24 protein-coding genes, 1 tRNA gene and 1 pseudogene are annotated in these 25252 nt (G+C 66.9%); 11 read left to right on the top strand and 15 right to left on the bottom strand.

Features of this window, described 5'->3' with window-relative positions:
• Positions 1–951, bottom strand: a complete 951-nt coding sequence (locus tag OU998_RS01795) for a KpsF/GutQ family sugar-phosphate isomerase (RefSeq protein ID WP_267515140.1) — start codon at positions 949–951, stop codon at positions 1–3.
• A 209-nt stretch (positions 952–1160) separates the two neighbouring features.
• Between OU998_RS01795 and otsB the strand changes: the two genes are divergently transcribed.
• Genes otsB through OU998_RS01780 form a run of 3 tightly spaced genes read left to right on the top strand, consistent with a single transcriptional unit; the run spans position 1161 to position 5174 of the window.
• A complete protein-coding gene (gene otsB, locus OU998_RS01790) occupies positions 1161–1919 on the top strand; it encodes a trehalose-phosphatase (protein ID WP_267515139.1) in 759 nt (252 codons plus the stop codon).
• A 4-nt stretch (positions 1920–1923) separates the two neighbouring features.
• Positions 1924–3708 carry a glycoside hydrolase family 15 protein gene (locus tag OU998_RS01785; RefSeq protein ID WP_267515138.1) on the top strand — a complete coding sequence of 595 codons (1785 nt, stop codon included), beginning with the start codon at positions 1924–1926 and terminating at the stop codon, positions 3706–3708.
• Between the two features lie 53 nt (positions 3709–3761).
• Positions 3762–5174, top strand: a complete 1413-nt coding sequence (locus tag OU998_RS01780; RefSeq protein ID WP_267515137.1) for an alpha,alpha-trehalose-phosphate synthase (UDP-forming) — start codon at positions 3762–3764, stop codon at positions 5172–5174.
• Between the two features lies 1 nt (position 5175).
• Here the strand turns inward: OU998_RS01780 and OU998_RS01775 are convergent, their stop codons facing one another.
• From OU998_RS01775 to OU998_RS01750, 6 genes are all read right to left on the bottom strand, one after another.
• Positions 5176–6156 carry an esterase-like activity of phytase family protein gene (locus OU998_RS01775; RefSeq protein WP_267515136.1) on the bottom strand — a complete coding sequence of 327 codons (981 nt, stop codon included), beginning with the start codon at positions 6154–6156 and terminating at the stop codon, positions 5176–5178.
• Positions 6153–8036, bottom strand: coding sequence for a cobaltochelatase subunit CobT (gene cobT, locus OU998_RS01770; RefSeq protein ID WP_267515135.1), 1884 nt, complete (start codon positions 8034–8036; stop codon positions 6153–6155). The genes OU998_RS01775 and cobT overlap by 4 nt, the downstream gene beginning before the upstream one ends.
• 41 nt (positions 8037–8077) lie before the next feature.
• Positions 8078–9325, bottom strand: coding sequence for a DUF418 domain-containing protein (locus OU998_RS01765; protein WP_267515134.1), 1248 nt, complete (start codon positions 9323–9325; stop codon positions 8078–8080).
• Between the two features lie 44 nt (positions 9326–9369).
• A complete protein-coding gene (locus OU998_RS01760) occupies positions 9370–9927 on the bottom strand; it encodes a phthalate transporter (RefSeq protein WP_267515133.1) in 558 nt (185 codons plus the stop codon).
• Positions 9924–10805: a 3-hydroxybutyryl-CoA dehydrogenase gene (locus OU998_RS01755; protein ID WP_267515132.1), complete on the bottom strand. Its 882-nt coding sequence runs from the start codon at positions 10803–10805 to the stop codon at positions 9924–9926. The genes OU998_RS01760 and OU998_RS01755 overlap by 4 nt, the downstream gene beginning before the upstream one ends.
• A 113-nt stretch (positions 10806–10918) precedes the next feature.
• A complete protein-coding gene (locus OU998_RS01750) occupies positions 10919–11224 on the bottom strand; it encodes a YggT family protein (RefSeq protein ID WP_267515131.1) in 306 nt (101 codons plus the stop codon).
• A gap of 167 nt (positions 11225–11391) precedes the next feature.
• Here OU998_RS01750 and OU998_RS01745 point away from each other — a divergent pair.
• Positions 11392–11467, top strand: a tRNA-Ala gene (locus OU998_RS01745).
• A 10-nt stretch (positions 11468–11477) separates the two neighbouring features.
• Here the strand turns inward: OU998_RS01745 and OU998_RS01740 are convergent.
• A complete protein-coding gene (locus OU998_RS01740) occupies positions 11478–11861 on the bottom strand; it encodes a hypothetical protein (protein ID WP_267515130.1) in 384 nt (127 codons plus the stop codon).
• Between OU998_RS01740 and OU998_RS01735 the strand changes: the two are divergent.
• Together OU998_RS01735 and OU998_RS01730 are read left to right on the top strand one after the other, a co-directional pair.
• Positions 11860–12354, top strand: a pseudogene (locus OU998_RS01735) (SDR family NAD(P)-dependent oxidoreductase); the annotation flags it as partial. The gene OU998_RS01740 and the pseudogene OU998_RS01735 overlap by 2 nt on opposite strands.
• 82 nt (positions 12355–12436) lie before the next feature.
• Complete coding sequence (locus OU998_RS01730; RefSeq protein WP_267515129.1) at positions 12437–12793, top strand: SDR family oxidoreductase; 357 nt, start codon at positions 12437–12439, stop codon at positions 12791–12793.
• On the opposite strand, the gene OU998_RS01725 is transcribed toward OU998_RS01730, so the two are convergent.
• Complete coding sequence (locus OU998_RS01725; RefSeq protein ID WP_267515128.1) at positions 12790–13848, bottom strand: DUF2332 domain-containing protein; 1059 nt, start codon at positions 13846–13848, stop codon at positions 12790–12792. The two genes, OU998_RS01730 and OU998_RS01725, sit on opposite strands and share 4 nt — an antisense overlap.
• Positions 13849–14456: 608 nt before the next feature.
• On the opposite strand from OU998_RS01725, the gene OU998_RS01720 reads away from it, so the two are divergent.
• Positions 14457–15884: an OprO/OprP family phosphate-selective porin gene (locus tag OU998_RS01720; protein WP_267515127.1), complete on the top strand. Its 1428-nt coding sequence runs from the start codon at positions 14457–14459 to the stop codon at positions 15882–15884.
• 137 nt (positions 15885–16021) lie between these two features.
• A complete protein-coding gene (locus tag OU998_RS01715) occupies positions 16022–17815 on the top strand; it encodes a methyl-accepting chemotaxis protein (RefSeq protein WP_267515126.1) in 1794 nt (597 codons plus the stop codon).
• 7 nt (positions 17816–17822) lie between these two features.
• On the opposite strand, the gene OU998_RS01710 is transcribed toward OU998_RS01715, so the two are convergent.
• Together OU998_RS01710 and OU998_RS01705 are read right to left on the bottom strand one after the other, a co-directional pair.
• A complete protein-coding gene (locus OU998_RS01710; protein ID WP_267515125.1) occupies positions 17823–18494 on the bottom strand; it encodes an HAD-IA family hydrolase in 672 nt (223 codons plus the stop codon).
• Between the two features lie 39 nt (positions 18495–18533).
• On the bottom strand, positions 18534–19337 hold the full coding sequence (locus OU998_RS01705; RefSeq protein ID WP_267515124.1) for a tetratricopeptide repeat protein: 804 nt from the start codon (positions 19335–19337) through the stop codon (positions 18534–18536).
• Between the two features lie 75 nt (positions 19338–19412).
• Here OU998_RS01705 and OU998_RS01700 point away from each other — a divergent pair, with 75 nt between their 5' ends.
• The gene (locus OU998_RS01700; protein WP_267515123.1) at positions 19413–20795 is read left to right on the top strand and encodes a leucyl aminopeptidase family protein; all 1383 of its coding nucleotides are present in this window, start codon (positions 19413–19415) and stop codon (positions 20793–20795) included.
• A gap of 90 nt (positions 20796–20885) precedes the next feature.
• Positions 20886–21674, top strand: coding sequence for a C40 family peptidase (locus OU998_RS01695; RefSeq protein WP_267515122.1), 789 nt, complete (start codon positions 20886–20888; stop codon positions 21672–21674).
• A 272-nt stretch (positions 21675–21946) separates the two neighbouring features.
• Here the strand turns inward: OU998_RS01695 and mmcB are convergent, their stop codons facing one another.
• The 4 genes from mmcB to thpR form a co-directional block, all read right to left on the bottom strand.
• Positions 21947–22393 carry a DNA repair putative endonuclease MmcB gene (mmcB, locus tag OU998_RS01690; RefSeq protein ID WP_267515121.1) on the bottom strand — a complete coding sequence of 149 codons (447 nt, stop codon included), beginning with the start codon at positions 22391–22393 and terminating at the stop codon, positions 21947–21949.
• Positions 22394–22500: 107 nt separating this feature from the next.
• Complete coding sequence (locus OU998_RS01685; protein ID WP_267515120.1) at positions 22501–23037, bottom strand: carbonic anhydrase; 537 nt, start codon at positions 23035–23037, stop codon at positions 22501–22503.
• A 128-nt stretch (positions 23038–23165) separates the two neighbouring features.
• Positions 23166–23687: a lipocalin family protein gene (locus OU998_RS01680; RefSeq protein ID WP_267515119.1), complete on the bottom strand. Its 522-nt coding sequence runs from the start codon at positions 23685–23687 to the stop codon at positions 23166–23168.
• Between the two features lie 87 nt (positions 23688–23774).
• A complete protein-coding gene (gene thpR, locus OU998_RS01675) occupies positions 23775–24314 on the bottom strand; it encodes an RNA 2',3'-cyclic phosphodiesterase (protein WP_267516677.1) in 540 nt (179 codons plus the stop codon).
• A 130-nt stretch (positions 24315–24444) separates the two neighbouring features.
• Between thpR and OU998_RS01670 the strand changes: the two genes are divergently transcribed.
• Positions 24445–25194 (top strand): Bax inhibitor-1/YccA family protein, encoded by a 750-nt coding sequence (locus OU998_RS01670; protein ID WP_267515118.1) that lies wholly within the window; start codon positions 24445–24447, stop codon positions 25192–25194.
• Positions 25195–25252 lie beyond the last annotated feature (58 nt).

Below are 25252 nucleotides of genomic sequence, written 5' to 3'. Positions count from 1 at the left end.
TCAGGCGACGTAGCCGGCCTGCATCAGTTCGGCGATGTGGACGATGGCGGTCGGCCGCCCGTCCTCGACGACGAACAGATTGGCGATCTTGTTGGCGGTCAACAGATCGACGACGTCGCTCATACGGGCGTCCGGTTCGACCGTGATCGGATTGGCGCCCATGATATCGGCCGCCGTCAGATCGGTGATGTCGCGCTGGAAGGCGCGACGAAGGTCGCCGTCTGTGACGATCCCTGCCAGCGAACCGTCCGTGCGCAGAACCGCCACCGCGCCCTTGCGCCCCTCGGTGATGGCCGAGACCACCTCGCTGAAGGTGGCGGTCAGGGGCACGCTGGCGGGGGCGGCGGCGTTGTCTCCCATCCATTCGCGCACGCTTTGCAGGCTCATGCCCAGGGCGCCGCCGGGATGGTGCAGGCCGAAGTCCAGCGCGCTGAATTCACGCCGATCCATCAAGACCATGGCCAGGGCGTCGCCCAGGGCCAGGGTCATAAGGGTCGAGGTCGTCGGCGCCAGTCCGTTGGGGCAGGCTTCGGCCACGCTGGGCATGGTCAGACAGACGGCGGCGTTGCGACCCAGGAAGCTGGCGGGGCGCTGAGTGATGGCGATGACCGGGATGCCGTTGCGTTGGCAATAGATCAGCGGATCCCGCAGTTCGCGGCTCTCGCCCGAGTTGGAAATGGCCAGCACGGTGACGTCGGGCCGCAGCATGCCCAGGTCGCCGTGGCTCATCTCGGCGGGATGGACGAAGAAGGCATTGGTGCCGGTCGAGGCCAGGGTGGCGGCGATCTTGCCGCCGATATGGCCGGACTTGCCCATGCCGGTGACGACCACATAGCCGGGTCGGCTCATGATCACATCGACCGCGCGAGCTATGGCGACGTCGATCGAACGCTCGAGCGCTTCGAGCGCCTCGATGTTCAGACGCATGACCTCGCGAGCGCGGTCAGTCATTACGGCGATGTCTTCTGGGGACGAATGGACGGTCTCGGTCATAGTCTGGCAGGCCCGTGTCCGGGCTCTCCTTGGTTCGAGGCGCGCGATCTGCCCCATCCCAAGGCCACGCGCAACATCACCTTCAGACGACTTTGTCGCCTTCGGGTCAACCTTTGCCGCACTCGCGCGTTGGGTGTCGCTGGGGAAGCCGAGAAGAGTTCGAACACATGCCGTCTCACGCCGGAGCCGCAACGCTTCTATTGCCCAGGCCGCCTGTCCTTGCGGACGGCGTCGCCCTGTTCCTCGATATGGACGGGGTCCTGGCCCCGATGGCGCCGACGCCGGACGCGGTCGGCCCGACGGCGCGTCGCACGGCTGCGCTCAAGGCCGTCGAGGCCCGTCTGGCGGGCCGTGTCGCCATCGTCAGCGGGCGCACGATTGTCGAGATCGACCGCATCTCGGGCTCGGCCCTCACCTCCGCCTCGGGGGTTCACGGCCTGGAACGCCGGCTCAAGGACGGCGTGATCGAGCGCGACGAACCGCACGACGGCGTGGCCGAGGCCCTTGCGGCCTTTAAGGCCTTTGCGGCCGATCATCCGGGACTGATCGTCGAGGACAAGGGCGTCTCGGCCGGTCTTCATTACCGCCAGGCCCCGGACCAGGCCTCCGCCGCCCAGCACCTGGCGCAACGGCTTCAGGCCGAGACGGGCCTAACCCTTCAGCCCGGCCATATGGTGCTGGAACTGAAGACGCCGGGCGCCGACAAGGGCACGGCCGTCACCGCCTTCATGCAGGACCATCCCTTCAAGGGCGCGATCCCGATCATGTTGGGTGACGACCTGACGGACGAACATGGGTTCGAGGCCGCCGCCGCCCTGGGCGGTTATGGCGTTCTGGTGGGGCCGGAGCGAAAGACGGCCGCGCGGTACCGGCTGGATGATGTGGACGCCGTCCTGTCCTGGCTCGAAGCCGTGGCGAAGGCCTGATCCGATGAAACCCAATCTCGATCTCTTCCCGATCGGCAACTGCGCCATCAGCGCCCTGATCGACCGTCAAGGCCACTTCGTCTGGGCCTGCGCCCCGCGCGTGGACGGCGACCCGGTCTTTTCGGCCCTGATGAACGGCGAAGCGCCCGACCACGGTTACTGGGCCGTGGAGTTGGAAGGTCTGAAACACGTCAGCCAAGCCTATATCCGCAACACGCCGGTGTTGCGGACCCTCCTGACGGCCGAAGACGGAGCGGTGGTCGAAATCATCGATTTCGCACCCCGCTATCCGAAACATTCGCGCACCTATCGCCCGCTTGCTTTCGGGCGGATCGTCCGACCGCTGGAAGGCACGCCCCGCATCCGCATCCGGCTGCGGCCCTCCGCCGACTGGGGCGCGCGGCCCGCGGCCTGTACGTCCGGTTCGAACCACATCCGCTTCATCTGTCCGGACGTCACCTTCCGTCTGACGACGGACTGTCCCGTGTCGCATGTGTTGGAAGAGCGCATCTTCCGGCTGGAGCGGGCGCACGCCTTCTTCTTCGGTCCGGACGAGGGCTATGATCAGGACGTCGGCCCAGGGGTTCAGGCGGCGCTGGATCGCACCGTCGCCTATTGGCAGGACTGGGTGCGCAAACTGTATCTGCCGCTGGACTATCAGGAGGCCGTGATCCGCGCGGCCATCACCCTGAAACTCTGCGCCTATGAGGAGACGGGGGCCATTGTCGCCGCCATGACCACCTCGGTGCCCGAGTTCAAGGAGAGCGGGCGCAATTGGGACTATCGCTACTGCTGGATCCGCGACGCCTATTATACGGTGCGGGCGCTGAACCGGCTGGGGGCGGTCGACATCCTCGAGAACTATCTCGGCTATCTGCGCAATCTGGTCGATGACGCCGACGGCGGCCATGTCCAGCCGGTCTATGGGGTGGGTCTCGAGCCCGGCATCGGCGAGAGCATCGTCGATACGGTCGAGGGCTATCGCGGCATGAAGCCGGTGCGGATCGGCAATCAGGCGCACGAGCATCTGCAACACGACGTCTACGGACAGATCGTCCTACCTCTGGTCCAGGCCTTCTATGATCAGCGGCTGCTGCGGCCCGGCACGATCGCGGATTTCCACGCCCTGGAAAAAGTCGGCGAGCGCGCCTTCGCCCTGCACGATCAGACCGACGCCGGCCTGTGGGAGTTCCGCACCATCGCCCGGGTCCATACCTATTCGTCGGTCATGTGCTGGGCGGCGTGCGACCGTCTGGCCAAGGCGGCGGATCATCTGGGCCTGACCGGACGCGGGCAGGTGTGGCGCGAACGGGCGACGACCATTCGTGAACGGATCGAAGCCGAGACCTTCCTGCCGGACGAGGGGCGGTTCGCCGCCAGCTTCGGCGGGCGAGAGCTGGACGCCTCATTGCTGCAACTGACCGACCTGGGCTTCCTGGACGCCCATGACCCGCGCCAGGTCGCCACCTTCGACGCCATCGAGCGTGACCTGAAGAAGGGCCCCTTCCTGTTCCGGTACGTCGAGCCGGACGATTTCGGCGAGCCCGAGACGGCCTTCAACTTCTGCACCTTCTGGTTCATCGAGGCCCTGCACCAGAACGGCCGGGTCGAAGAGGCGCGTGAGATCTTCGAGGAAATGCTGGCCCGACGCACCCAGGCCGGCCTGTTGAGCGAAGACATCTCGGTCGAGGACGGCGAGCTTTGGGGCAACTACCCCCAGACCTATTCCCTGGTCGGCATCATCAATTGCGCCGTGATGTTGAGCCGTTCCTGGACCGACGTGCGTTGATACGCCGAACACCTGTCTGACCCCGGGGCTGGGGTTGCCGCCGAAGTGAAGTCATGAGCCGTCTTATCGTCGTATCCAACCGGGTTTCCGCCCCGACCGATCCTGCCGCCGGCTCGGCCGGCGGTCTGGCCATGGCCTTGTCCGCCGCGCTGCGGAAATATGACGGACTCTGGTTTGGCTGGTCGGGTGAAACGGTGGAAGAGTTCACCGGCGAAATGAAGGTGGAGGACAGGGCCGGCGTCACCGTCGGCCTGGTCGATCTGGAGCCTCAGGACGTCGACGAATACTACAACGGCTACGCCAACAAGACCCTGTGGCCGCTGTTTCACCACAGGATCGATCTGGCGCAGTACGAACGCTCATACGGCGAAGGCTATGAGCGGGTGAACCGTCGGTTCGCCGAGGTTCTGGCGCCGGTGATCCAGCCGGACGATATCATCTGGATCCACGACTACCACATGATCCCGATGGCGCGGGATCTGCGCCGTCTGGGCGTCCGAAACCGGATCGGCTTCTTCCTGCACACCCCTTGGCCGGCCCGTCAGCTGCTGGTCACCCTGCCGCATCATCGGCGGCTGGTGGAGTCGATGTTCGACTTCGACCTGATCGGCTTCCACACTCAGGAATGGAGCGATCTGTTCACCGACTATGTGGTCAGCGAAGCCCAGGGCGAACTGTTCGGCCATGGCGGGCTGGAGTGTTTCGGGCGACGGGTTCAGATCGGCGTCTTCCCGATCGGCATCGACGTGGACGGCTTCCTGGCGGCGCGCAACTCGACGCTCGGCGCCCGGACCTACGACCGAATGGCGGCCTCGGCCGCCTTCCGCGCCATGATCGTGGGCGTGGATCGCCTGGACTACTCCAAGGGCTTGGAGGAGCGGCTGCTGGGTTATGAGCAGTTCCTGCACGACAACGCCTCGATGCGCGGCGAGGTCTTCCTGTTGCAGGTGACGCCGATCTCGCGCGACGATGTGGATTCCTACCAGGATTTGCGGGCCCGGCTGGATTCCCTGGCCGGACGGGTCAACGGCGCCTTCGGCGACATGGACTGGCAGCCGATCCGCTATCTGAACCGCACCTATCGCCGCGACCAGCTGGCCGGCATCTATCGCGCCGCACGGGTCGGGCTGGTCACGCCGCTGCGTGACGGGATGAATCTGGTGGCCAAGGAATATGTCGCCTCGCAGAACCCGGAGGATCCCGGCGTCCTGATCCTGTCGCGTTTCGCCGGAGCGGCGGAACAGATGGGCGAGGCCCTGCTGGTCAATCCCTACAGCCGCGAGGAGCTGTCGGACGCCATCCAGAAGGCCCTGACCATGCCCCTGGCCGAGCGCATCCGCAAATGGGAGGCCCTGATGCAGGTGGTGCGCGACACCGATGTCGGCATCTGGCGCGACGCCTTCGTCAAGGCCCTGCTGGCGGTCGAAGGCGAGCCGGAAACCGCCCAATGGGCCGGCGCGGCCTGACCTATCGGATGTCGAAGGCCAGCAGCAGGGTGCGCTGCGCCGGGTTGGCGTTGTCGTCGGACAGCAGATAGATCCGTGTCGTCCGGCCCCGCCGCTCGGCCGCTATGCCCTCGAAATTATCCGTCGTGCCCGGCAGTTTCAGCTCGACCAGCACCGGACCGGGCGTCCCGTCGGACGCCAGTCGGCGAACACGACCGCGCATGTCGAAGGGCGGGGTGTAGCGACGCTCGACCATGAACCAGCCGTCGCCCGATGGATCGCGATCCAGGCCGGTGGAGCGATAGTCGTTGTCCTTCGGCGCCTCAGCTGGCGGGGAGACGACGAGGCGGCAGCCGCCTGGGGTGCAATCCCATACGCCGCCCCCTTCGCCCAGGGCGCGCCAGCCGTCAGCCTCGTGACGAGGCAGGGCGGCCAGCCCCTCCATGCCTTCGTTATCGGGGAAGGCCGCGTCGGGCGAGGACACAGGCGTCGGCGCGCGCAGGGCCGACAGGGGGCCATAGTTCCAGATGCGGTGGCGGCGCTCGAAACTGACCAGCAGATCGCCCGACCGGGTCAGGGCCAGACCCTCGGCGTCGCCGTCGATCTTGTCCGCGATCAGGCTGCCGTTCTCCAGGATCAGGCGGCGCGACGCCAGATGATCGACGCCCACGAGCCGCCCCTGGGGATCGAGCCGCAGGACGCCGCGAACCAGGTCCCCGGCGTCGGACACCGCCACGAAACGACCGTCGCTGCTCAGTTTCAGGTCGGAAAGCCCATGCAGGGGCGAGCCCATGCCGGCGACGATCTCCACCCCGCCGGCGAAATGCACCTCGGGCGCCAGAACCGCGCCGGGCAGGCCCAGGCCGACGGCCTTCAATTCGGCCGGGGCGAAGGTCCAGCCGTCGCCGTGGGAAAGATCAGGCTGGGGCGGACCCAGCGTGGCGGCGCAGGCCGTCAGCGCCAGGGCGGCCCAGACGGCGGTCAGACGGCGCAACCGGTTCATGCGGCCAGCTTCTTGCGCACCCGGCGGGCCGGGACAGCGGCGCTTTCGGCCTCGAACAGTTCCGCCAGCTTCTCGGTCATGGCGCCGGCCAGCTGTTCCACATCGACGATGGTCAGGGCCTTGCGGTACCAGCGGGTCACGTCGTGGCCGATGCCGATGGCCAGCAGTTCGACCGGCGACCGGTCCTCGATCTCGGCGATCACCTGGCGCAGGTGTTTGTCCAGATAGAGGGCGGCGTTGGCCGATTGGGTCGAGTCGTCGACCGGCGACCCGTCCGAGATCACCATCAGGATGCGGCGCTGCTCGGTCCGGGCCAGCAGGCGATTGTGCGCCCATTGCAGGGCCTCGCCGTCGATATTCTCTTTCAGCAGGCCTTCGCGCATCATCAGGCCCAGGTTCTTCTTGGCCCGGCGCCAGGGGGCGTCGGCGGCCTTGTAGATGATGTGGCGCAGGTCGTTCAGGCGTCCCGGATTGGCGGGCTTGCCGGCGCTGATCCAGGCCTCGCGGCTCTGTCCGCCCTTCCAGGCGCGGGTGGTGAAGCCCAGGATCTCGACCTTGACCCCGCAGCGCTCCAGGGTGCGCGCCAGGATGTCGGCGCAGACCGCCGCCACCATGATCGGCCGCCCGCGCATCGAGCCGGAGTTGTCCAGCAACAGGGTCACGACCGTGTCGCGGAAGGGGCTTTCGCTCTCGGCCTTGAACGACAGGGGCGCGGTGGGGTCGGTGACGATCCGGGTCAGGCGCGCCGTGTCCAGCATCCCCTCTTCCAGATCGAACATCCAGGAGCGGTTCTGCTGCGCCAGCAGGCGGCGTTGCAGCTTGTTGGCCAGGCGCGAGACCACGCTGGACAGGATGGTCAACTGCTGGTCCAGCAGGTTGCGCAGCCGCTCCAGCTCCATCGGGTCGCACAGGTCGGCGGCGTCCACCACCTCGTCATAGGCGGTGGTGAAGACGCGGTAGACATCGACCGACCGCCCGTCGTCGGCGGTCTGCTGGCGGTTGGGCTGCTGGCCCTCGTTCAGTTCCGGCCCGTCCTCGGAGGCGTCGCCTTGGGGGTCGCCGGGCGCGCCTTCGGGTCGGCTGTCGCGTTCTTCGTCCGAGGACTGATCGTCGGCGTCGCCCTCCATCGATTGGGAGCCTTCGCCGCCCTGCTCGTCCTCATCCTCATCCGGCTCGTCGCTGGCGTCGGGCTCCTGGGGATCGGGCTCTTCGTCGCCGGGATCTTCGGACGTGTCCTCGCCGCGTCCGTCGCCTGGGTCCAGGTCCAGGGCCCGCAGCACGTCGCGCATCTTCTCGGCAAAGCCCGCCTGGTCCCCGGCGGTTCCGGCCAGGGCGTCCAGCTTTTCACCGGCCTTGGCCTCGATGCCGGCGCGGACCAGGTCCAGCATGGACTTGGCGCCGTCGGGCGACGGACGGCCGGTCAGCCGCTCGCGAACCAACAGAGCCACGGCCTCGGACACCGGCACCCGGTCCGCCTCGGCGATGCGAAGGGCGCCGGTCTTTTCCAGCCGGGTCACCAGGGCGGCGCCCAGATTGTCGCGCACCCCGGCCAGATATTCGGAGCCCACGGCCTCGACCCGCGCCTGTTCGACCGCGTCGAACACCTCGGCCGCCTTTGTGTCGAGCGGCCGCATGCGGGCGTTGATGGCGGCGTCGTGATTGGCCAGGCGCAGGGCCAGCCGGTCGGCCTGGCCTCGCAGAGACGCGCTCTCGGGCCCCGAGGGGTCGCGCGGCGGATGCGGCAGGGTCATGACCCCGCCGACCAGCTTGGGACCGTCCGACCCGAACACCACCTCCAGCTCGGGCTGTTCGGCCAGGGCGCGGGCGGCATGGCCCAGCGCGCGCTTGAAGGTTTCGGCGGGAGTATCCGGGGCGGCCATGGCCCCCAGTTAATCCCTTCGCGCCTGCGATAAAAGCGCGATCAGGCCTCTTTTCGGATCGGCACGAGCCGACCATAGGTCAGACAGCGCCAGACCCACTCCAGCGGCCCCATGCTGAACCGCGACAGCCACAGGGGCGACCAGATCAGTTGCAGCGCCCAAACGGCCGCCACCAGCCCCCACATGCCGACATAATCGACCTGACCGAACAGACGCGGCCCCCACGGCATGTAGAAGACGGTGGTCATGATCAGGGTCTGGGACAGGTAGTTGGTGAAGGCCATCTGGCCCACGGGCCTCAGGGGCGCCAGCCAGGAAGGGCCTTTTCTGGCGACCAGCACGATCAAGCTGACATAGGCCAGGGTGACGAAAATCGGGAAGGAGGCGACGACCTCCGCCAGACCTCGTGTCGGGTGAGCGTCCTTCGGCGCCATGATCTCGGTCCATTCCAGCACGCCCAGCAGGGCCAGGACGGCGCCGCCGATGGCGAGCAGGGCCAGATACAGCCAGGTCGGCGCCCGCCCGCTGAGGAAGCCCGCCTTGAACAGACCCAGGCCCGTCATCATCAGGGCCACGGTCGAAAAGACGAACATCGTCAGGCTGGCGCCCTGAAGAAACGCCCACGACATCAGATTCTGGCCCATGGCGCCCGCCCAACCGCTGCGATAGGCGGCGATGGCGGCCTGCACGGCTTCAAGCGTGTCCTGCGGCTGGCCTTGCTTCATCGCCTCGACGACCTCGGGCGGGCCGGCGACCATCAACCAGGCCAGCCCCGCCTGCATGGCGCCCAGGAACAAGGTCACCCCGAGACCGACCCCGATCAGCACGCCGGCGGGCATTGATCGCATCAGCATCACGAACAGGCCCGACCAGGCGTAGAGCAACAGGACGTCGCCGTACCAGAAGGCTAACCCGTGGATCAGGGCGATGATCGCCAGCCAGAACAGCCGGCGACGCAGCAGCCGGCCCCGGGCCTCGTCCTCGCGGTCGCCTCCGACGAGGAAGATCGAGGCGCCGAACAGCATGGAGAACAGGGTGATGAATTTCTGATGGAAGAAGACGTCCGCGGCCCAGCGCGCCACGGCGTTGGCCCCGGTCACTGGAAACGGGCTCAGGTCCGCGTTGCTGTAGACCATGAAGGGCATGCCGAACGACACGACATTGACCGCGAGAATGCCCAGAACGGCCAGGCCCCGCATGATGTCCAGCGCGACGATCCGCGCTTCCGACTTGACGGGCGCCAGGGCCCCGCTCTGGTTCGGCGGCGTTTCGTTCGCTTGTGTTTCCATCGACATAGGATCCCCCAATCCCTGCGGTCAGGCCGCCGCGTCGCTTAAGCCTTCGGCATCAGACCCAGTCTGTCCCTCACGGCCGGCTTGGCCTCGAAGGCGATGAAGGCGGCGCACAGCCCCGCCCAGAGCGCATAGCTGACCCCCACCACCATGGCGATCGGAAGCCCGCCGACGCCGAAGATCAGAAGGGTCGTCTCGGTCGCCCCCAGGGCCTGCATGACGTCGCCGGCCTCGAACCAGCCGAACAGGGTCATTCCCAGGACCCAGAGCACCTGAACCCCCGCCGCCGCCAGGCCGCCGAACAGCATGAACCGCCACACCACGCCCAGGCGCGAGCCCGGCCGGCCGCTGCGCCGGCGTTCCTCGATGATGCGCCAAAGGGCGACGGGCACCACGACAAGGCCGATCAGCAGCACCAGCAGCCGCCAGTCCAGATCACGTCCCGCGCCTACGGCCTTCGGCGGCCAGAACGGAAGGGTCAGCAACAGCGGCGGCCAGGCCGCGCCGGCGACAGATGCCAGGATGGGATAAAGGGGCGCGGGCCGCGAATGGATCGTCGCTTGGCCCGGCAGATCGGCATAGGTGTCGAACCGGCTCATCGCGTCGGCGCCGGCGTGTCGCCGGAATAGTCATAGAAGCCGCGCCCGCTCTTGCGGCCCAGCCAGCCGGCCTCGACATATTTCACCAGCAGGGGGCAGGGGCGGTATTTGCTGTCGGCCAGGCCGTCGTACAGCACGTTCATGATGGCCAGGACGACGTCCAGCCCCATGAAGTCCGCCAGTTCCAGCGGCCCCATCGGATGATTGGCCCCCAGGCGCAGCGCCTTGTCGATGGAGGCGACATTGCCGACCCCTTCGTACAGGGCGAAGATCGCCTCGTTCATCATCGGCACCAGGATGCGGTTGACGATGAAGGCCGGGAAGTCCTCGGCGTCGGTGGTGGTCTTGCCCAGGCTCTCGGCGAAGGCGACGGCGGCCGAATGGGTTTCGGCCGAGGTGGCGATGCCGCGCACGATCTCGACCAGTTTCATCACCGGCGCCGGCTTCATGAAGTGCAGGCCGATGAACCGGTCGGGCCGATCCGTGGCCGAGGCCAGGCGGGTGATCGAGATCGACGAGGTATTGGAGGCCAGCAGGGTCTGCGGTCCCAGATGCGGCGCGGCCTGGGCATAGACGGCCTTCTTGACCGCCTCGTCTTCCAGCGCTGCCTCGATCACCAGGTCGGCGCCCTTCACGGCGTCGGCGATGACCTCGGTCACGGTGATGCGGGCCAGGGCGGCGTCGGCGTCGGCCTGAGCCACCAGGCCGCGCGCCACATGGCGCGACAGACTTGCGGCGATCTCGCCCTGGGCCAGCGGCAGCCGGGCGGCGGTCACGTCATAGAGTCGGACCGAATAGCCGCCCAGGGCCACGGCGTGGGCTATGCCTGCGCCCATCTGTCCGGCGCCCAGGACGGCGACTGTGGTGATCGTGCTCATGAACCGTGGTCAATAATGGTCGGGGCCGGCACCTTTAGGAAGCTGGCGGCGCGGCGCAAGGGTGGAATTGCCCCTGTCCCTGAGAATCCCGCGCGACCGTGTCCATCCGGACGTCAGCCGAGCAGGGCGACCAGGACCGGCGCAGCCGTGCGGTTGAACAGGACGCTGGCGAACTGAAGCAGCAGAATGACCACGATGGGCGAGATGTCGATTCCGCCCAGGTTCGGGATGATGCGGCGGAACGGCTCCAGCAGGGGCGTGGTGACCCGATCAAGGAAGGTGCCGACCGAATAGACGAAACGGTTGCGGTAGTTGATCACGTCGAACGCGACCAGCCAGCTCAAGATCGCCTGGGCGATGATGAACCAGATCATCAGACTGATGACGGCGTTGACCAGCCAGACGATGGCGAAACCCATGGACGCTTCTCCTGCTCCGAGCGAACGGCGCTTCTAACCCGTCCCGCCCCCTTCCGACAACGCCCCTCGCGCCCCTGCTTCGATTGCGCGCACAAGCCCGTTGACACCACGCCCGCGCGCCTTCTATGTCCCGCGCTCGCCTGGAGGCCCGACCCAGCAATGGAGACGGGGCCGTAGCTCAGTTGGTAGAGCGCGTCGTTCGCAATGACGAGGTCAGGGGTTCGACTCCCCTCGGCTCCACCAGGCGCTCCATTTAGGACGGCTTCAACGCCACATACCCGCGCTCGACCATCCGCCGCAGGGCCTCGTAGACTTCGGCGAGTTCGTCGAAGGCGGTGCGGGCGGCGGTCAGGCGGGCGACCTGATCGGGGGTGACGGGCGAGCCGGAGTGGGCCAGGCGCAGGGCCTCGGCGGCCCATTTGGCCCGGGCGCCGGCGGTCAGGACCGCCAGCTTCTGCAAGGAGGCGGCGTCCAGCCCGGTCAGGGTGTGGCCGATCAGCTCCTTATTGGCGATATAGGCCGCATAATCGATCTGCTCCAGCTGGCCGCGCAGGCGGCGCTGCTCGTGCGGATCGGTGTCCTGCGGCTCGAAATGGTCGCTGTGGCGACGCACGCTCGAGGTCATCTTGGTCGACATGGGCCGGCCCTCCAAGGCCGATCCAGACGGCTGCTGGCGGCCACATGAGCAGGATGGTGCGCCGTATCGGTTAACGCCGCGTTGCGCCGGCGCAAAGAAGGCCCGATATCCGCCGCGCAAGCCGAAGCATGGAGTCGACATGGATCTGAAACTCGCCCGCAAACGCGCCCTGATCTGCGGCGGCTCGTCCGGTTTGGGACGCGCCGTTGCGAGCGCCCTGGTGGCGGAAGGCGTTCATGTGGCCCTGTTGTCGCGGGATGGGGCGAAGCTTCAGGTCGTGGCGGACGAACTGAACGCCGCAGGACCGGGCCGCGCGGTCGTGGTCACGGCGGACTTGGCCGACCATGAGTCGTTGCTGAAGGCCGTCGACCAGGCCGAGGACCTGCTGGGCGGGCATGTCGAGATCCTGCTGAACAATACCGGCGGACCACCGCCGTCGGGCGTGTCGGGGCTGGAGCCGGCGGTCTGGCGCGATCATTTCGAGTCCATGGTGCTGTCGGTCTTTCGTTTGACCGACCGGGTCCTGCCGCGCATGCGGGCCGCCGGCTGGGGGGCGGATCCTGAACGTCGCCTCGATGACCGTGGTCGAGCCGTCGGCGGCTCTGGGGGTTTCAAACACCTTGCGGGCGTCGATAGCGGCCTGGGCCAAGACTCTGGCCAGCGAGGTCGGACCGGACGGGGTGACGGTCAACACCCTGCTGCCGGGGCGGATCGACACCCCCCGCATCGAACGCCTTGATCAGGCGACGGCCGAGCGCACGGGCGTCACGCCGCTGCAAGCCAGGGCGGACTCCGTCAAATCAATTCCCGTCGGGCGGATTGGGACGACTGAAGAGTTCGGCGCCGTCGCCGCCTTCCTGGCCAGCCCGCTCGCCGCCTATGTCACCGGTTCCCTGGTCCGCTTGGATGGCGGGGCGATCAAGGCGATTTAAGCGACGAACGGGGCGGCTTCGGGCGTTTGCCAGTCAATCGCGTCGCCATAAGGATGGCATTTCGCCAGAACCCTCGTCTCGCCTTGAGGCCAGGATGTCAGGTGCAACTCGACCTCGCTGCGGTCGGGCGTCCATTCAAAACTGATCCAGACCAACGGGCGCTCGGGCGTCGCCCGGCTGCCGGCCGCATCCAATATGGCCCTGAGGTCGGCGCGATGAGTTTGGTCGAGATACTGGAGGAACATGGTATGGACCACGGCTCGGCAGTAGCCCGCCCTTTGCGGCTCGCCCAGACGCCGCGCCAGCCACGCCGACGCGTCGCCGAGCTCGACCTGGGGCGGATGGGCGTGTGCGATCTCGAGCGCCTTTTCCAGGCGATCCATGCGGGCGGGTTGGTCGGCCCAGGCGAAAGCCAGAAGGCGTTCGCGATCCCGTGGGTCTGACGCGTCAAGGGGGTGCAGATCCACCCCACGCGCCGTGGCGATCGAGACGGGGACCATGGGCGGAGGCGCGCCGCGCCATCTGGGCTCGATGTGAACGGTGGAGACGCGATCTCCCGCCTCCGTGCCGCCCAGGCGATAGGCGTAGTGCGCGAGATTGAGGTTAAGGCCGCAACTCGATCCCAATTCCAGCAGTTCGAACGGCATGCCCCATTGCTGTGCTGACGTCATCAGGGCGGCCATGGTCGCGCCCGCGCGCGCCACCTCGTTCGTCTGGGTCGGATGCCGAAGCCAGTCGGCGATGAACAGGTCTTGTTCCGATAACGCGGCGGCGATGGCGCCGTCGAAGTCGTGGTGTTCTCCGCGGTAGAGCTGCGCGAGCCGTTTTGGGGTTTCCCGCCGCGCAAGGGCGTGGAGCGCGCCGTTGAACCGAAGGGCGAGGGCGGCCGCGGCAGGATCGCCCGGCCAGTTACGAATCATGGCGGCGCTGACCGGCGCGTGCGGCAACTGAGCGACGACGGACTCTAGAACAGAGGCGATGAAGGTCGAACCCATTGCGCGACACCTGTCGGCGGTGAGTAGGAAATCTTGTGTTCCGTCAGTCTTCGAAGTCATTTCGACAAGCTTTTGGAGCCTCTGGACTTCAGTTGGCTGTTTAGATGCGTGTCGTCGTTGCGTGACGCTCATTTAGACGCGGTCGCATATATATTCAAGTAATCATCAGAAATGATCAAAACGTCCAATATGTATGGAGGTGAACTGAGTTTCGCATACATACTAAAGGGCGCCTGCACAGAATACGAGAAGCTGATCAGAAGTGACTGAACGCTAATGCGCCAGCAAACATTTTTAGAAAGTTAAAGGCCCGTATCGAAATAGCGCCGGCCTTTAGTGTGTAGGGGAAATTACGTATCGATGGTTAGGGTTAAATTAACATCGAATCTAATAAGTGTAGCTAGGGCTGATTGGGGTAGGGTTTTTACGTAAGCGTTCTTTCATATTTTGACTGCACAGTTAATTGCGTTCGCCGCAAAATATAGCGAGCGCTAATGTGCGTAAAAAATATAGACATGGTCGCTAACATAGAAATATATTCTACGCTAAAAATGCGAACTTCTGAGTGAGTGAGGATGTTGGCTCTGAATATTGTAAACGAAAGTATCTGTGTTGGTCACCGGGAATATCATGAAATGAAAAATACGCTTCTTGCTGGTACGGCCTTGGTGGCTGTTCTTTTTGCCGGCCCTAGTTTCGCCCAGACCGACACTATCGACCAGGCGGAGCTTGCTGCTCTTGTTCGCGCTCAGGCCGGTGAGATCGCCGCGCTCCGCGCTCGGCTCGATGCGATAGAGGGCGCAAAACCCGTCGCAGCGGTCGTCGCCCCCCGATTGGCCAACGCCAATGACGACAGTGCGACAGAGCTTTACGCCGCCAATATCGTGGCGCCCGGCCCGGCGGATCAGGACATTGCTCAGGCGCGCGCCGAAGCCGTCAATGCGGCGGGCGTGACGACTGAATGGAAGGGCGGACTGCCGACCTTCCGCTCGCCCGACGGCAAATACATGTTCAAGATGCGCGGCCGCATCATCGCCCACACCAGTTCGACCTTCGGGTCTGACTATGACGCGCGCAACATCACGACGACCGGGATGCGCGCCCTGCGGATCGGCATCGAAGGCGCCGCCGGCCCGAACTTCTTCTACCAGTTCGAAAATGACTTCGCCGACAATGTGTCCGACGTCGGCACCGCCTTCGTCGGCTGGCGCGACACGGTGGGAGACATCTCGTACGATGTCCGCTTCGGCAATATGTTCAACGACCGCAGCTTTGAGGGTTCGAGCGGTTCCGACGCGCCGCCCTTCCTGGAGCGCAACGTCGTCGCGACGGCGATTATTCCGCAGCGCGGCTTCTACGGCATCGCACTGATGCCGCGCGTGTTCTGGGGCAGCGGACACGCCTCGTTGACCCTCAGCGGCGACTATATCGATAACCGCCAGGTCGTTTCCGACAGCCAGACCTTGATGGGCCGCATTCACTGGAACCCCGTCAAGACGGCGCGGTCCACGATCCATCTCGGCGCCTGGGGCTTTGACGAGCAGCTGGCCGCCGGCGCTGATTCTCTGACGCGCAATACGTCGATCGGCGGCCGGTTCAACGGCGCCTTGCGCGTCTCCAGCGGAACCCTGACCGGCGGTACGGGTACGCGGGGTTATGGGGCCGAAGTGGGCGGCTACATGGGCTCGTTCTGGGTTATGGGCGAGGCCGGTAAACGCAATGCCGAGCTTGACGCCGGGCGTGATGACTTCGTCAGCGAGGCGTGGAGCCTTTCGAGCGGCTATTTCCTGACCGGCGAGCTTCCGCCCTACAACGCTCGCCTGGGCACCTTCGCGCAGCCGCGCGTCCTGCGGCCTGTCTTGGACGGCGGTCCCGGCGCGATCGAGCTGCTGGCCCGCTACGAGAACATTGACTACTCTGGCGTCCCGACCGCTGGCGAGGGTTGGGCGGCGACTGCCGGGGTCAACTGGTACCTCGACAACGTCGTTCGCCTTCAGTTCAACCTGATCCACTGGAACGCCGAAAATCGGTCAGGCTCCTATCCCACCGAGGATAGCGGTCAAACCGTCAGCGCCGGCGTCGGGGTCACCTTCTAATACGGTCTTCCCCCCTCATCCCGGCAGAAGTTCGGGATGAGGGGGTTCGGTTTCTATGTGTCCGCTTTGAAAAGAGCGATTTATTAAGCCATTTTGCGCGATGACAATGGCTGATTGATTTTCTTGTGGAGCAGATAATGATCAATGCGATGAACATTCCGCGAAAGCTGAGTTTTTCATTTGTAGCGATCTGCGTTTCCGCAGCCGTTATCATGATGATCTTCTTCGCCACAATCATGGCGATCAGGTCGTCAACTGAGAGCAATAATCTCGCGCAGTCCATCCACTCGAAGAGCTTGGCCTTGGAAACGGCGATCCTTCGCCAGAACAGCCAATTTCGAGGCTTTCTTGTCACGGGCGACGAGACGTATCTGAAATCGTACGACGAAGGCCGCGACGAATACGATAGCGTTTCGGCCGAGTTGAAGACGACGCTCACCGATCCGGCGATGCTGGAACAGCTTGAAAAATCGCGCGTCGCCACGCTGGCCTGGCGCAAGGACTGGGGCGACCGGCTGATCGGCGAGGTCCGCGCAGGTCGCCGCGAGGACGCGCAGCAGATGGTCCGCGACGCCGGCAAGAAGGTTCTCGTCAGCGCCGCCGTCCTGCCCTTGCGCGAAATCCGCGACGAGCAGGTCAGGCGGATCGAGGACAACGGCGCACGGCAGGAGGCTGCGATCATCACCGCCATGGCGGCTCTGGTCATCGGCGGTCTGGCGCTTATCGGGATTGCGGTCGGTCTGTCCGCCATGCTGAGCCGCGCGATCGCACGCCCCATCACCACTCTGACCGCCGCCATGGCCCAGCTTGCGCGGGGCGATAACGACATCGCTGTCGATGCGGATCGCGCCGACGAAGTGGGCGACATGGCGCGGGCCGTTCTGGTGTTCCGCGACACGGCCTTGGCCAAGGCTGCGGCGGATCACGCGAAGGCGGCGGCCGACCGCGCCAAGGCGGAGGCCGACGAGGCGCGCGCCGGAGCCGACGCGGCGGCGCGAGAGGTCGTGCAGAATCTTTCGACCGCTCTGGCGCAGTTGGCGCAGGGCGATCTGACGTCGCCGATACGCCAGCGTTTCCCAGCGGACTATGAGAAGCTTCGCACAGATTACAATACGGCGCTGAAGAGCCTGAAAGATCTGATCGCGGATATCTCCAGCGGCGTCACCAGCCTGGGCGAAGGCGCCCACGACGTCAGCTCGGCCGCCGACCAGATGGCCCAGCGCACCGAGCAGCAGGCCGCAAGCCTAGAGGAGACCGCCGCCGCCCTGAACGAAATCACGGTGACGGTCCGCTCAACCTCCGCAGGGGCCGGCAAGATCAAGGTGGCCGTCGATTCCGCGCATTTGGATGTCGAGCGAAGCGGCCAGACCATGACGGAAGCCGTGACGGCGATGGGTCTGATCGAAGCCTCGTCGCGCGAAATGGAGCTGATCATCGGCACCATCGACGAGATCGCCTTCCAGACCAATCTGCTGGCGCTCAACGCCGGCGTTGAGGCCGCGCGGGCGGGTGAGTCGGGTCGCGGCTTCGCGGTCGTCGCCCAGGAAGTGCGCGCCTTGGCGCAGAGGTCGGCGGACGCGGCCAAACAGATCAAGACCCTGATCTCCAGCTCCAACGAGCAGGTTTCGTTGGGCGCGCGCCTCGTCAACCAGACCGGCACGGCCCTGGGCAAGGTCGTCGATCAGGTCCGTGATATCTCGGCCCTCGTGTCGGAGATCGCCAGCGCCACCGTCGAACAGGCCAGCGGCCTGGACGAGGTCAACACCGCCGTGACCCAGATGGATCGCTTCACCCAACAGAACGCCGCCATGGTCGAAGAGAGCACCGCGGCCAGCCACTCCATTCGCGCCGAGACCGACCGGTTGAGGAGCAAGGTGTCCCTGTTCAAGGCGGTGGCCGACGACGAGTCGTTCATATCGGCGGCGGCATAGGGTCCGCTCAGTCGGGCAGAAGCGCGAACCCCAGCCGGCCGTCGTCTTCGACGCTCAAGCCTGCGTCAGCGTAGTCGGCCAGTCTGGGGTGCGAGGTCTCCAGCGGGTGGGTCCAGGCGGCGGTGACGACCACGACGTCGGCGCCGGCCGCCTCGCCGGCCTTGATGCCGGCCTCGGCGTCCTCGAACACCAGACAGTCGGCGACGTCGAAGCCCAGGGTCTGGGCCGCCAACAGATATCCGGCCGGGTCCGGCTTGCCGCGCTCCACGCGTTCAGCGGTGATCATCAGTTCCGGCGGCGTCACGCCCGCAGCGGCGAGGCGCGCGCGGGCCAGGGGCACGGTGGCGGATGTGACCACGGCCCAGCGGTCGGGCGGAAGCCGTTTGACGAAGTCGATGGCGCCGGGAATCGGGGCCACCCCGTCCACATCCTCGATCTCGCCACGTTCGACCCAGGCGACCTCGGCCGCCAGGTCGATGTCGGGCAGGTTCTGGCGGCGGATTGTGTCTGCGGCGCGGACGCCGTGGATGGTGGGGATGAAGGTCGCGACCTCTACGCCGTGACGCTGGGCCCAGCGGGTCCAGACGCGCTCGGCGGCGGCGGTCGAGGTGATCAGGGTGCCGTCCATGTCGAACAGGAAGGCCTGATAGGTCTTGGGGGCGCGGGGGGAGGAAGCCATGCCCCTATCCAGCACGCGGGGCGACCCGGCGCAAACCCGTCAGCCGCCCTGAAGAGAATCCCAGGTGCGGGCCGTGTCGGGCGCGGCCGTGCCCGGCGCCGTTCCGCCTGGAGCGCCGCGGGTCCGTAGCCATTCGAGGTTCCGCTCGGCCTGTTCGGGGGGCAGTTCGCGGCGCAGGATCTGTTCTGCCTCCCCCATCTTGCCTTGCAGGCCCAAGGTCATGGCCAGGGTCTGGCGCACCTTGCCGGAGGCGGTCGGCTGGGCGGCGGCGCGGCGCAGCAGGGCTTCGGCGCCGGGGGCGTCGCCGCGGGTCAGGGCGGCGGTCGCGGCATTGGTCAGGACGTCGGGATTGTCGGGCGACAGGGCCAGGGCCTGGCTCCAGGCGGCCTGGGCGTCGTCGAAGCGGCGGACCTGCTCATAGGCCACGCCCAGCAGCGAATAGGCGCGCCAGTCGCGCGGCGCCTGGTCGCGCGCCTTCTCAAGCGGCGCGACGCCGTAGAAGGCCTGACCCCGGGCGATATGGGCGCGGCCCAGCTCCAGCAGGGCGTCCAGATTGGCGGGCTGGACGGTCAGCGTCGCCTGGGCGGCCTCGGCCGCCTGGTCGTAGCGGCCCAGCTCGCGCAGGGCCTGGGCCAGCTTGACCCCGGCGACGGGGTCGGCCGGATTGGCTTGCTGCTCGCTGGCCCAGAAGACCGAGCGCGACAGGGCGTCCATCCGCTCATAGGCGGCGCGGGCCTCGGCTGACGCGCGGGCGCGGGCGGGCGCCGGGTCGGCCGCCAGGGACGGTCCCGCAGACAGGCCCAACAGGGCGGCGGTTGCGAGAAGGGCGGGCATGGGCGACATGGGTGGAGTCCTGACGGTCCTCGGTCGGCTCCAGAGTCGCCGGTTCGCGTCAACTGTTGGTTAAGAAGGCCCGCCATGTCCGATTTCCATCCCCTCCTGAGCGCCGCCGAAGCCGCGGGGGGCGCCGTGCCGATCCGCTTCGTCGGGCCGAAGGACGCCCTGGACGAGGCGGTGCGGGGCTGGGCCGAGCTGAACGGCTTCGAAGGCAAGGCCGGCCAGCTTCTCGTCGCCCCCGGCGGCGAGGGGATCGCTGCGGTTCTGGCGGGGACCGGCGATCGGTTCGACCCGCTGGCGGCGCGGGGCCTGTCGGCCCGCCTGCCGGGCGGCCTGTACCGGCTGGAGCTGGAGCCCGAGGCGGCGGGGCGAGCGGCCCTGGCCTTCCTGCTGGGGGCCTATGTGTTCGACCGGTACAAGGCCCGGCCGGACAAGACGCCGGTCAGGCTGGTGGCGCCCGAGGGGCTGGACGTGGCCGAGACGACGCGGATCGTGGCCGCCTGCGCCCTGGCGCGCGAGATGGTCGACACCCCCGCCGCCGACATGGGGCCTTCGCAGATCGAGACCATCGCCCGCGAGATCGCCGAAAGCGCCGGGGCGGCCATCACCGTGACCGAGGGCGAGGCCCTGCTGGAGGCGAACTACCCCGCCGTCCACGCCGTGGGTCGGGCGGCGGCGCCGCACCGGGCGCCGCGCCTGATCGAGATTGGCTGGAAGCTGGACCAGACCGACCTGCCGCTGGTGGCCCTGGTCGGCAAGGGGGTGGTGTTCGACACCGGGGGGCTGGACCTGAAACCCGCCGCCGGGATGCGGAACATGAAGAAGGACATGGGCGGCTCGGCCCATGCCCTGGCCCTGGGGCGGCTGGTGATGGAGGCCGATCTGCCGGTGCGGCTGGTGGTGATCGTGGCGGCGGTGGAGAATGCGGTCTCGGCCGACGCCTTCCGGCCCGGCGACATCCTGAACAGCCGCAAGGGCCTGACCATCGAGATCGGCAACACCGATGCGGAGGGGCGGCTGATCCTGGCCGACGCCCTGACGCGGGCGGGGGAGCACGCGCCGGACCTGACCCTGGACTTCGCGACCCTGACCGGGGCGGCGCGGATCGCCCTGGGGCCGGATCTGCCGCCCCTCTATACCGACGACGAGGCCCTGGCGGCCGGGCTGTTGGCGGCGGGGACCGAGGTGGGCGATCCCCTGTGGCGGATGCCGCTGTGGGCCGGCTATCGCGGCGCCCTGGACACCGAGATCGCGGACCTGAAGAACGACTCCTCGGCCTGGGCCCAGGCGGGGTCGGTGACCGCCGCCCTGTTCCTGCAAAGGTTCGCGCCGACGACCGGCGCCTGGGCCCATATGGACATCTTCGCCTGGAACCCCCGCGCCCGGCCCGGCTATCCCGAAGGGGGCGAGGCCCAGGCGATCCGGGCCTGCTACGCCCTTTTGAAGGCCCGATACGGGGGGTGAGGCGGACCGGCCTTCAAAAAGCGACCGCCATTAACGGGGGATTCGGCTTCGGGGGATAAGACGGTCGCCCAAGCCAATGCGAGACCACGTTTGACCGACGTCCTCGATCTTCTTCCGCCCGGCGACCGACTGGCCCGCCCCGACCTCGCCGAACAGGCGCTGGAAGGGCTGATGCGCGCCTCGGCCTATCGCAAGACCGAGGCCATGCACTGCCGCATCGCCGTGGCCGATATCCTGTCGGACCAGGACGTGCGGATCGATCAGCTGCTTCACGGCGAGGCCTTCGACGTGCTGGACCGCGCCGATGGCCGAGTTTGGGGCCGGGCCCGTCGTGACGGCGTGGTCGGCTGGGTGGTGCTGGACAGCCTGTCGATGGGTGCGCCCCTGGCGACGCGCCGGGTCGCCGCCGTGGACGCCGCCCTGCCGCTGAACGCCCTGGTGGTGGACGCCGTCGAAGGCGTGGCGGAAACGGATCTGGCGCCGGTCGGCGAGTTCGAGCGCGACCTGGTCTCCGTGGCCGAACGCCTGCTGGGCCGGCCGCACGAACTGGGCGCCCGATCCTCGATCTCGACCGACTGCTCCGGCCTGGTGCAGCAGGCCCTGCTGGCCTGCGGCCTGGCGGGTCCGCGTCGTTCTGACGGCCAGGCCGAACTGGGCCGGGCTGCGCCCGCCGGGGCCCTGAAGCGCGGCGACATCGTCGTCTGGCTGGCGTCCGGCGGGGATCACGACTGGACCGGCCATTCCGCCCTGATGATCGACGCCGAGCGGATCATCCATTCGACCGGCGAAAAGGGCGGGGTGGTGATCGAATCCCTGGCCGAGGTTGAGGCGCGCCTGACCGCCGAAGGCTTCGCCACCGCCGTGTTCCGCCGCCTCTGAAGCCCGGCGATCGGCAATTGCGCGCCGGAAAATCAGTGCAATAGAGTGCAATTTCGACGAAGGCGCTTTGTTCTTATTGGGAAAAATTACGCCCCGTAATTGAACGGTGCAAGAGAGTGCAATTCCGAGCGGCCCCTGAGGCGTTCCGGGCGCTCGCGATGTCAAAGACCGGACCTCGAACTATAAGGCGCCCTGCAAACGTGTCGGGTCAGACGCCGGATTATTTTCCAAGACGCTGAATAGACGAGGCGTTTTCTTCAGAATTAGGCGCGTCAGTCCCGGAAGGTTCGCATCGCCCCCAGCCGGGCGAAGGCCAGGGTCAGGGCCTTGCGGCGGGCGGGCGCCAGGGGCGTCGCCGGCGCCTCGCGCACCACGGCCCCGCCGAAACCGTCGGCGACGATCAGACCCGGCGTCTCCGGCAGAACAGCTTGTGGAAATTCCGGGGCCACAGCGAAATAGAAGGCGTCGCAGAAGGGGCCGTACTCCTGCCATTTGCGATCAACGCGATAGTCGTCGATCCCCGACTTCACCTCGCAGATGACGATGTCGCCGCGCCGCCCGATGGCCATGACGTCCGCGCGCCGCCCATTGGGCAGGCCGACCTCCAGCAGGGGCGCATAGCCCAGATCCAGCATCAACCGCGCCGCCCCGCGCGTGACCGACAGGGTGGTTTCCGGCCGGCTGAAGACCAGTTCGAGAGAGAGGGCGGCTGCGGCCATGCCGGATTTATGTTCCGGATATGTTCTTAACGCAAGCTGCCTGCCGCCCCTCGCGGGACGACAGGCCTGGCCTTTCGGGGCGTTCAAGACGCGGCGGGCGACCCGCCTTAAGCGATCTCCTCGACCTTGCCGTCCAGATCCATCAGGGCCAGTTCGACCTCAAGATTGGGGTGGCGCTGCTTGATCGCGTCGCGCAGGGCGTGAAGTTGCTGAGTGTGGACCGCCAGCTCCTTATCGGGGGTGTCGACGGTTTCGGCGCCGAGGATGACCTTGTAGGCGCCGCAGTCGCGGTGGTCGATCACCATGACCTTGTGGATGTGGTGGAGGTCGATGGCGACGTCCAGGTGGGTCCAGAAGGTCTCGCCCCAGCTGGGGAATTTGTCGGTCAGGGCCCCCAGAGAGGCGCCGGCCAGGACGACGTGGTCGTATTTGTCGTGGAAGCCGTGGCCTTCCATATAGGCGACGGTGTCGTCGGTCAGACGATAGTCCATGCAGGTCAGCAGCAGCATGTCCGTATGACCCCGCGCCCGGGCTACGCCCGGCGCCAGGGTGGACAACAGGCTGACGCCTGCGCCCAGGGCGATCAGGCCGAAGGCGCCGCGACGCGACAGGATGGGGGTTTCGGGGGCGCAGCAGTCGGTCACGATGATCGCTCCATGGTTGATCGCGACGCCACGGGTATCTGTGTTCGGCAGGCGTGACTATTAGGTAGTCGTCCGGGGCAGGGCGGCAATGCCTCCTTAAGGATAGAAGCCCCGTTCGGCCCGTCGCCTCAACGGCCGGTGGTGACGACCCGGCTCATGTCCATGCCCAGGGCGCGGGCGCGGGCCAGAAGGCGGGCGCGTTCGGCCGGAGAGGCGGTCTGGTCGCGGTGCCAGATCCACCAGTCGGACTTGTTCGGCAGGGCCAGGATGGCCCAGTTGTATTCGGGGTCGTGGTCCCAGACCCAGTAGTTCTGACCCGCCAGGCCGCCGAAGCTGAGCAGGCCGGGCAGGGTGAAGCGGAATTTGGCGTTGGTCACAGTGTCGACGATGCGGGCGTTGGCGCGCAGCACCTCGTTGCGGCCGTCGGCGCGGCGGGTGCAGGTCACGGTCAGCCGATAGCGGTCCGCCCGATCCTGGGGCGTGAAGTCGATCTGGGCCCGGCTGCAGTCCTTCTGGACGTCGTTGTGGCTGCGCTCGATCTCGAACCAGCGGCCGTCGAACCGGTCCAGATCGATGTCGCGCGACTGGGCCAGGGCGGTCGAGGGCAGGGTCAGGGCGGCGCAAGCGGCGATCAGGGCGGCGCGGATCATGGGGCTTCATCCTCGTTCGTATTTTTGAAAATACGCCGGAACCGGGCCTTCGGTTGCCGTCAGCGGGTCAGGCGCGTTTCGCCGCATTCACAGCAGATACTCCCGCTCCAGCGCATACTGGCTGCCGTCGCCGGTCAGGACGCTGGAGTACAGGCCGAAACGGTCGATGCGGATCGGGGGCGAGTGCAGCAGATTGTGGCCCGCCATCCAGGCGCCGATCCGGTCGGTGTTCGTCTGGGGCTTCAGATAGGCCAGGGTGACGTGGGGGCGATAGTCGCGCGCCTCCAGCGTCAGACCCGCCCGCTCGCCGGCCTTTTTGCAGCGGCTCGCCAGGACCGTCAGCCGCTCGTTGGGCGTCTCGACCCCGGCCCATAGGGTGTGGCTGCGGTGGTCGTCGCCGAAGGCGCCGACGCCTTTCAGGCTGATTTCAAAGGGACCGCCGGCGACGCGGGCCAGTTCTGAGGCCAGGTCGTCGGCCCGGCGCTCGTCCGTCTCGCCATAGAAGGCCAGGGTGACGTGCAGGGCGTCCAGCGGTCGCCAGCGCGCGCCCGGCAGCCCGGATTGGCGGCGTTTCAGCGTCTCGCCGACGTCCGGCGGCAGGGTCAGGGCGGTGAACAGGCGCAGCATGCGACCGAAGGTAGCGGCTGGAACCGGCCCCTCCAAGTCCGGTTTTCCTTGCAGTGGAGCCCCAGGCTCCCGATATTCAGCGTCTGTGACCGGAGAAGTCTCTCCGGCCAATCGGAGAAAGTTCGTCGCCATGAGCGATTTCAACAACGGCTACGCCCGCCCCCTGCCCCAGACGGCCGACATGTCGGTCGACGCCGGCCTGCGCGGCTTCATGCTGGGCGTTTACAACAAGCTGGCCCTGGGCCTCGTGGTCGCGGCGGCCCTGGCCTATACGACCGGCAATGTTCCGGCGGTCCAGCAACTGCTGTTCGGCGTGACGCCGGAAGGCCGCGTAGGCCTGACCATGCTGGGCATGATCGTGCAGTTCTCGCCGCTGGTGATGCTGTTCGGCTCGATGTTCTTCATGAAGAACCCGACGGCCAAGGGCGTGAACCTGCTGTACTGGGCCGTGGTCGCGACCATAGGCGCGGGCCTGGGCGTGCTGTTCCTGCGTTACACCGGCGGTTCGCTGGCCTCGACCTTCCTGGTCACGGCGGCGGCCTTCGGCGGTCTCAGCCTGGTGGGTTACACCACCAAGAAAGACCTGACGGGCATGGGCACCTTCCTGATCTTCGGCGTGATCGGCCTGGTCATCGCGTCGATCGTCAACATGTTCATGCAGTCCGGGACCTTCTATCTGATCATCTCGGGCCTGGGCGTGCTGATCTTCGCGGGTCTGATCGCCTATGACACCCAGCGTCTGAAGATGACCTATTACGCCCTGGGCGGCGACCAGAACGCCATGGGCGTGGCCACGGGCTTCGGCGCCCTGAGCCTGTTCATCAACTTCGTGAACCTGTTCCAGTTCCTGCTGGCCTTCATGGGCGGCAACCGGAACTAAGCGCTGTCGCAAGACGGATGCGGAAAGGGCCCCTCGCGGGGCCCTTTCTTTTTGCGGC

Origin of the sequence: Brevundimonas sp. SL130, from assembly GCF_026625805.1 — a bacterium.
Taxonomy (GTDB): Bacteria; Pseudomonadota; Alphaproteobacteria; order Caulobacterales; family Caulobacteraceae; genus Brevundimonas.
Note: the sequence above shows the minus strand (reverse complement) of the source record. Positions and strands in the feature narration are given on the sequence as shown.

What these genes read in the sequence shown, in the direction of transcription:
- OU998_RS01715 (WP_267515126.1), top strand. Translation starts at nt 16,022, where the DNA reads ATGATCAATGCGATGAACATTCCGCGAAAGCTGAGTTTTTCATTTGTA.
- OU998_RS01670 (WP_267515118.1), top strand. Translation starts at nt 24,445, where the DNA reads ATGAGCGATTTCAACAACGGCTACGCCCGCCCCCTGCCCCAGACGGCC.
- OU998_RS01750 (WP_267515131.1), bottom strand. Translation starts at nt 11,224, where the DNA reads ATGGGTTTCGCCATCGTCTGGCTGGTCAACGCCGTCATCAGTCTGATG.
- OU998_RS01700 (WP_267515123.1), top strand. Translation starts at nt 19,413, where the DNA reads ATGTCCGATTTCCATCCCCTCCTGAGCGCCGCCGAAGCCGCGGGGGGC.
- cobT (WP_267515135.1), bottom strand. Translation starts at nt 8,036, where the DNA reads ATGGCCGCCCCGGATACTCCCGCCGAAACCTTCAAGCGCGCGCTGGGC.
- OU998_RS01780 (WP_267515137.1), top strand. Translation starts at nt 3,762, where the DNA reads ATGAGCCGTCTTATCGTCGTATCCAACCGGGTTTCCGCCCCGACCGAT.
- OU998_RS01740 (WP_267515130.1), bottom strand. Translation starts at nt 11,861, where the DNA reads ATGTCGACCAAGATGACCTCGAGCGTGCGTCGCCACAGCGACCATTTC.
- OU998_RS01775 (WP_267515136.1), bottom strand. Translation starts at nt 6,156, where the DNA reads ATGAACCGGTTGCGCCGTCTGACCGCCGTCTGGGCCGCCCTGGCGCTG.
- OU998_RS01765 (WP_267515134.1), bottom strand. Translation starts at nt 9,325, where the DNA reads ATGGAAACACAAGCGAACGAAACGCCGCCGAACCAGAGCGGGGCCCTG.
- OU998_RS01760 (WP_267515133.1), bottom strand. Translation starts at nt 9,927, where the DNA reads ATGAGCCGGTTCGACACCTATGCCGATCTGCCGGGCCAAGCGACGATC.
- OU998_RS01705 (WP_267515124.1), bottom strand. Translation starts at nt 19,337, where the DNA reads ATGTCGCCCATGCCCGCCCTTCTCGCAACCGCCGCCCTGTTGGGCCTG.
- OU998_RS01680 (WP_267515119.1), bottom strand. Translation starts at nt 23,687, where the DNA reads ATGATCCGCGCCGCCCTGATCGCCGCTTGCGCCGCCCTGACCCTGCCC.
- mmcB (WP_267515121.1), bottom strand. Translation starts at nt 22,393, where the DNA reads ATGGCCGCAGCCGCCCTCTCTCTCGAACTGGTCTTCAGCCGGCCGGAA.
- OU998_RS01785 (WP_267515138.1), top strand. Translation starts at nt 1,924, where the DNA reads ATGAAACCCAATCTCGATCTCTTCCCGATCGGCAACTGCGCCATCAGC.
- OU998_RS01730 (WP_267515129.1), top strand. Translation starts at nt 12,437, where the DNA reads ATGACCGTGGTCGAGCCGTCGGCGGCTCTGGGGGTTTCAAACACCTTG.
- otsB (WP_267515139.1), top strand. Translation starts at nt 1,161, where the DNA reads ATGCCGTCTCACGCCGGAGCCGCAACGCTTCTATTGCCCAGGCCGCCT.
- OU998_RS01710 (WP_267515125.1), bottom strand. Translation starts at nt 18,494, where the DNA reads ATGGCTTCCTCCCCCCGCGCCCCCAAGACCTATCAGGCCTTCCTGTTC.
- OU998_RS01795 (WP_267515140.1), bottom strand. Translation starts at nt 951, where the DNA reads ATGACTGACCGCGCTCGCGAGGTCATGCGTCTGAACATCGAGGCGCTC.
- OU998_RS01725 (WP_267515128.1), bottom strand. Translation starts at nt 13,848, where the DNA reads ATGACTTCGAAGACTGACGGAACACAAGATTTCCTACTCACCGCCGAC.
- thpR (WP_267516677.1), bottom strand. Translation starts at nt 24,314, where the DNA reads ATGCTGCGCCTGTTCACCGCCCTGACCCTGCCGCCGGACGTCGGCGAG.
- OU998_RS01755 (WP_267515132.1), bottom strand. Translation starts at nt 10,805, where the DNA reads ATGAGCACGATCACCACAGTCGCCGTCCTGGGCGCCGGACAGATGGGC.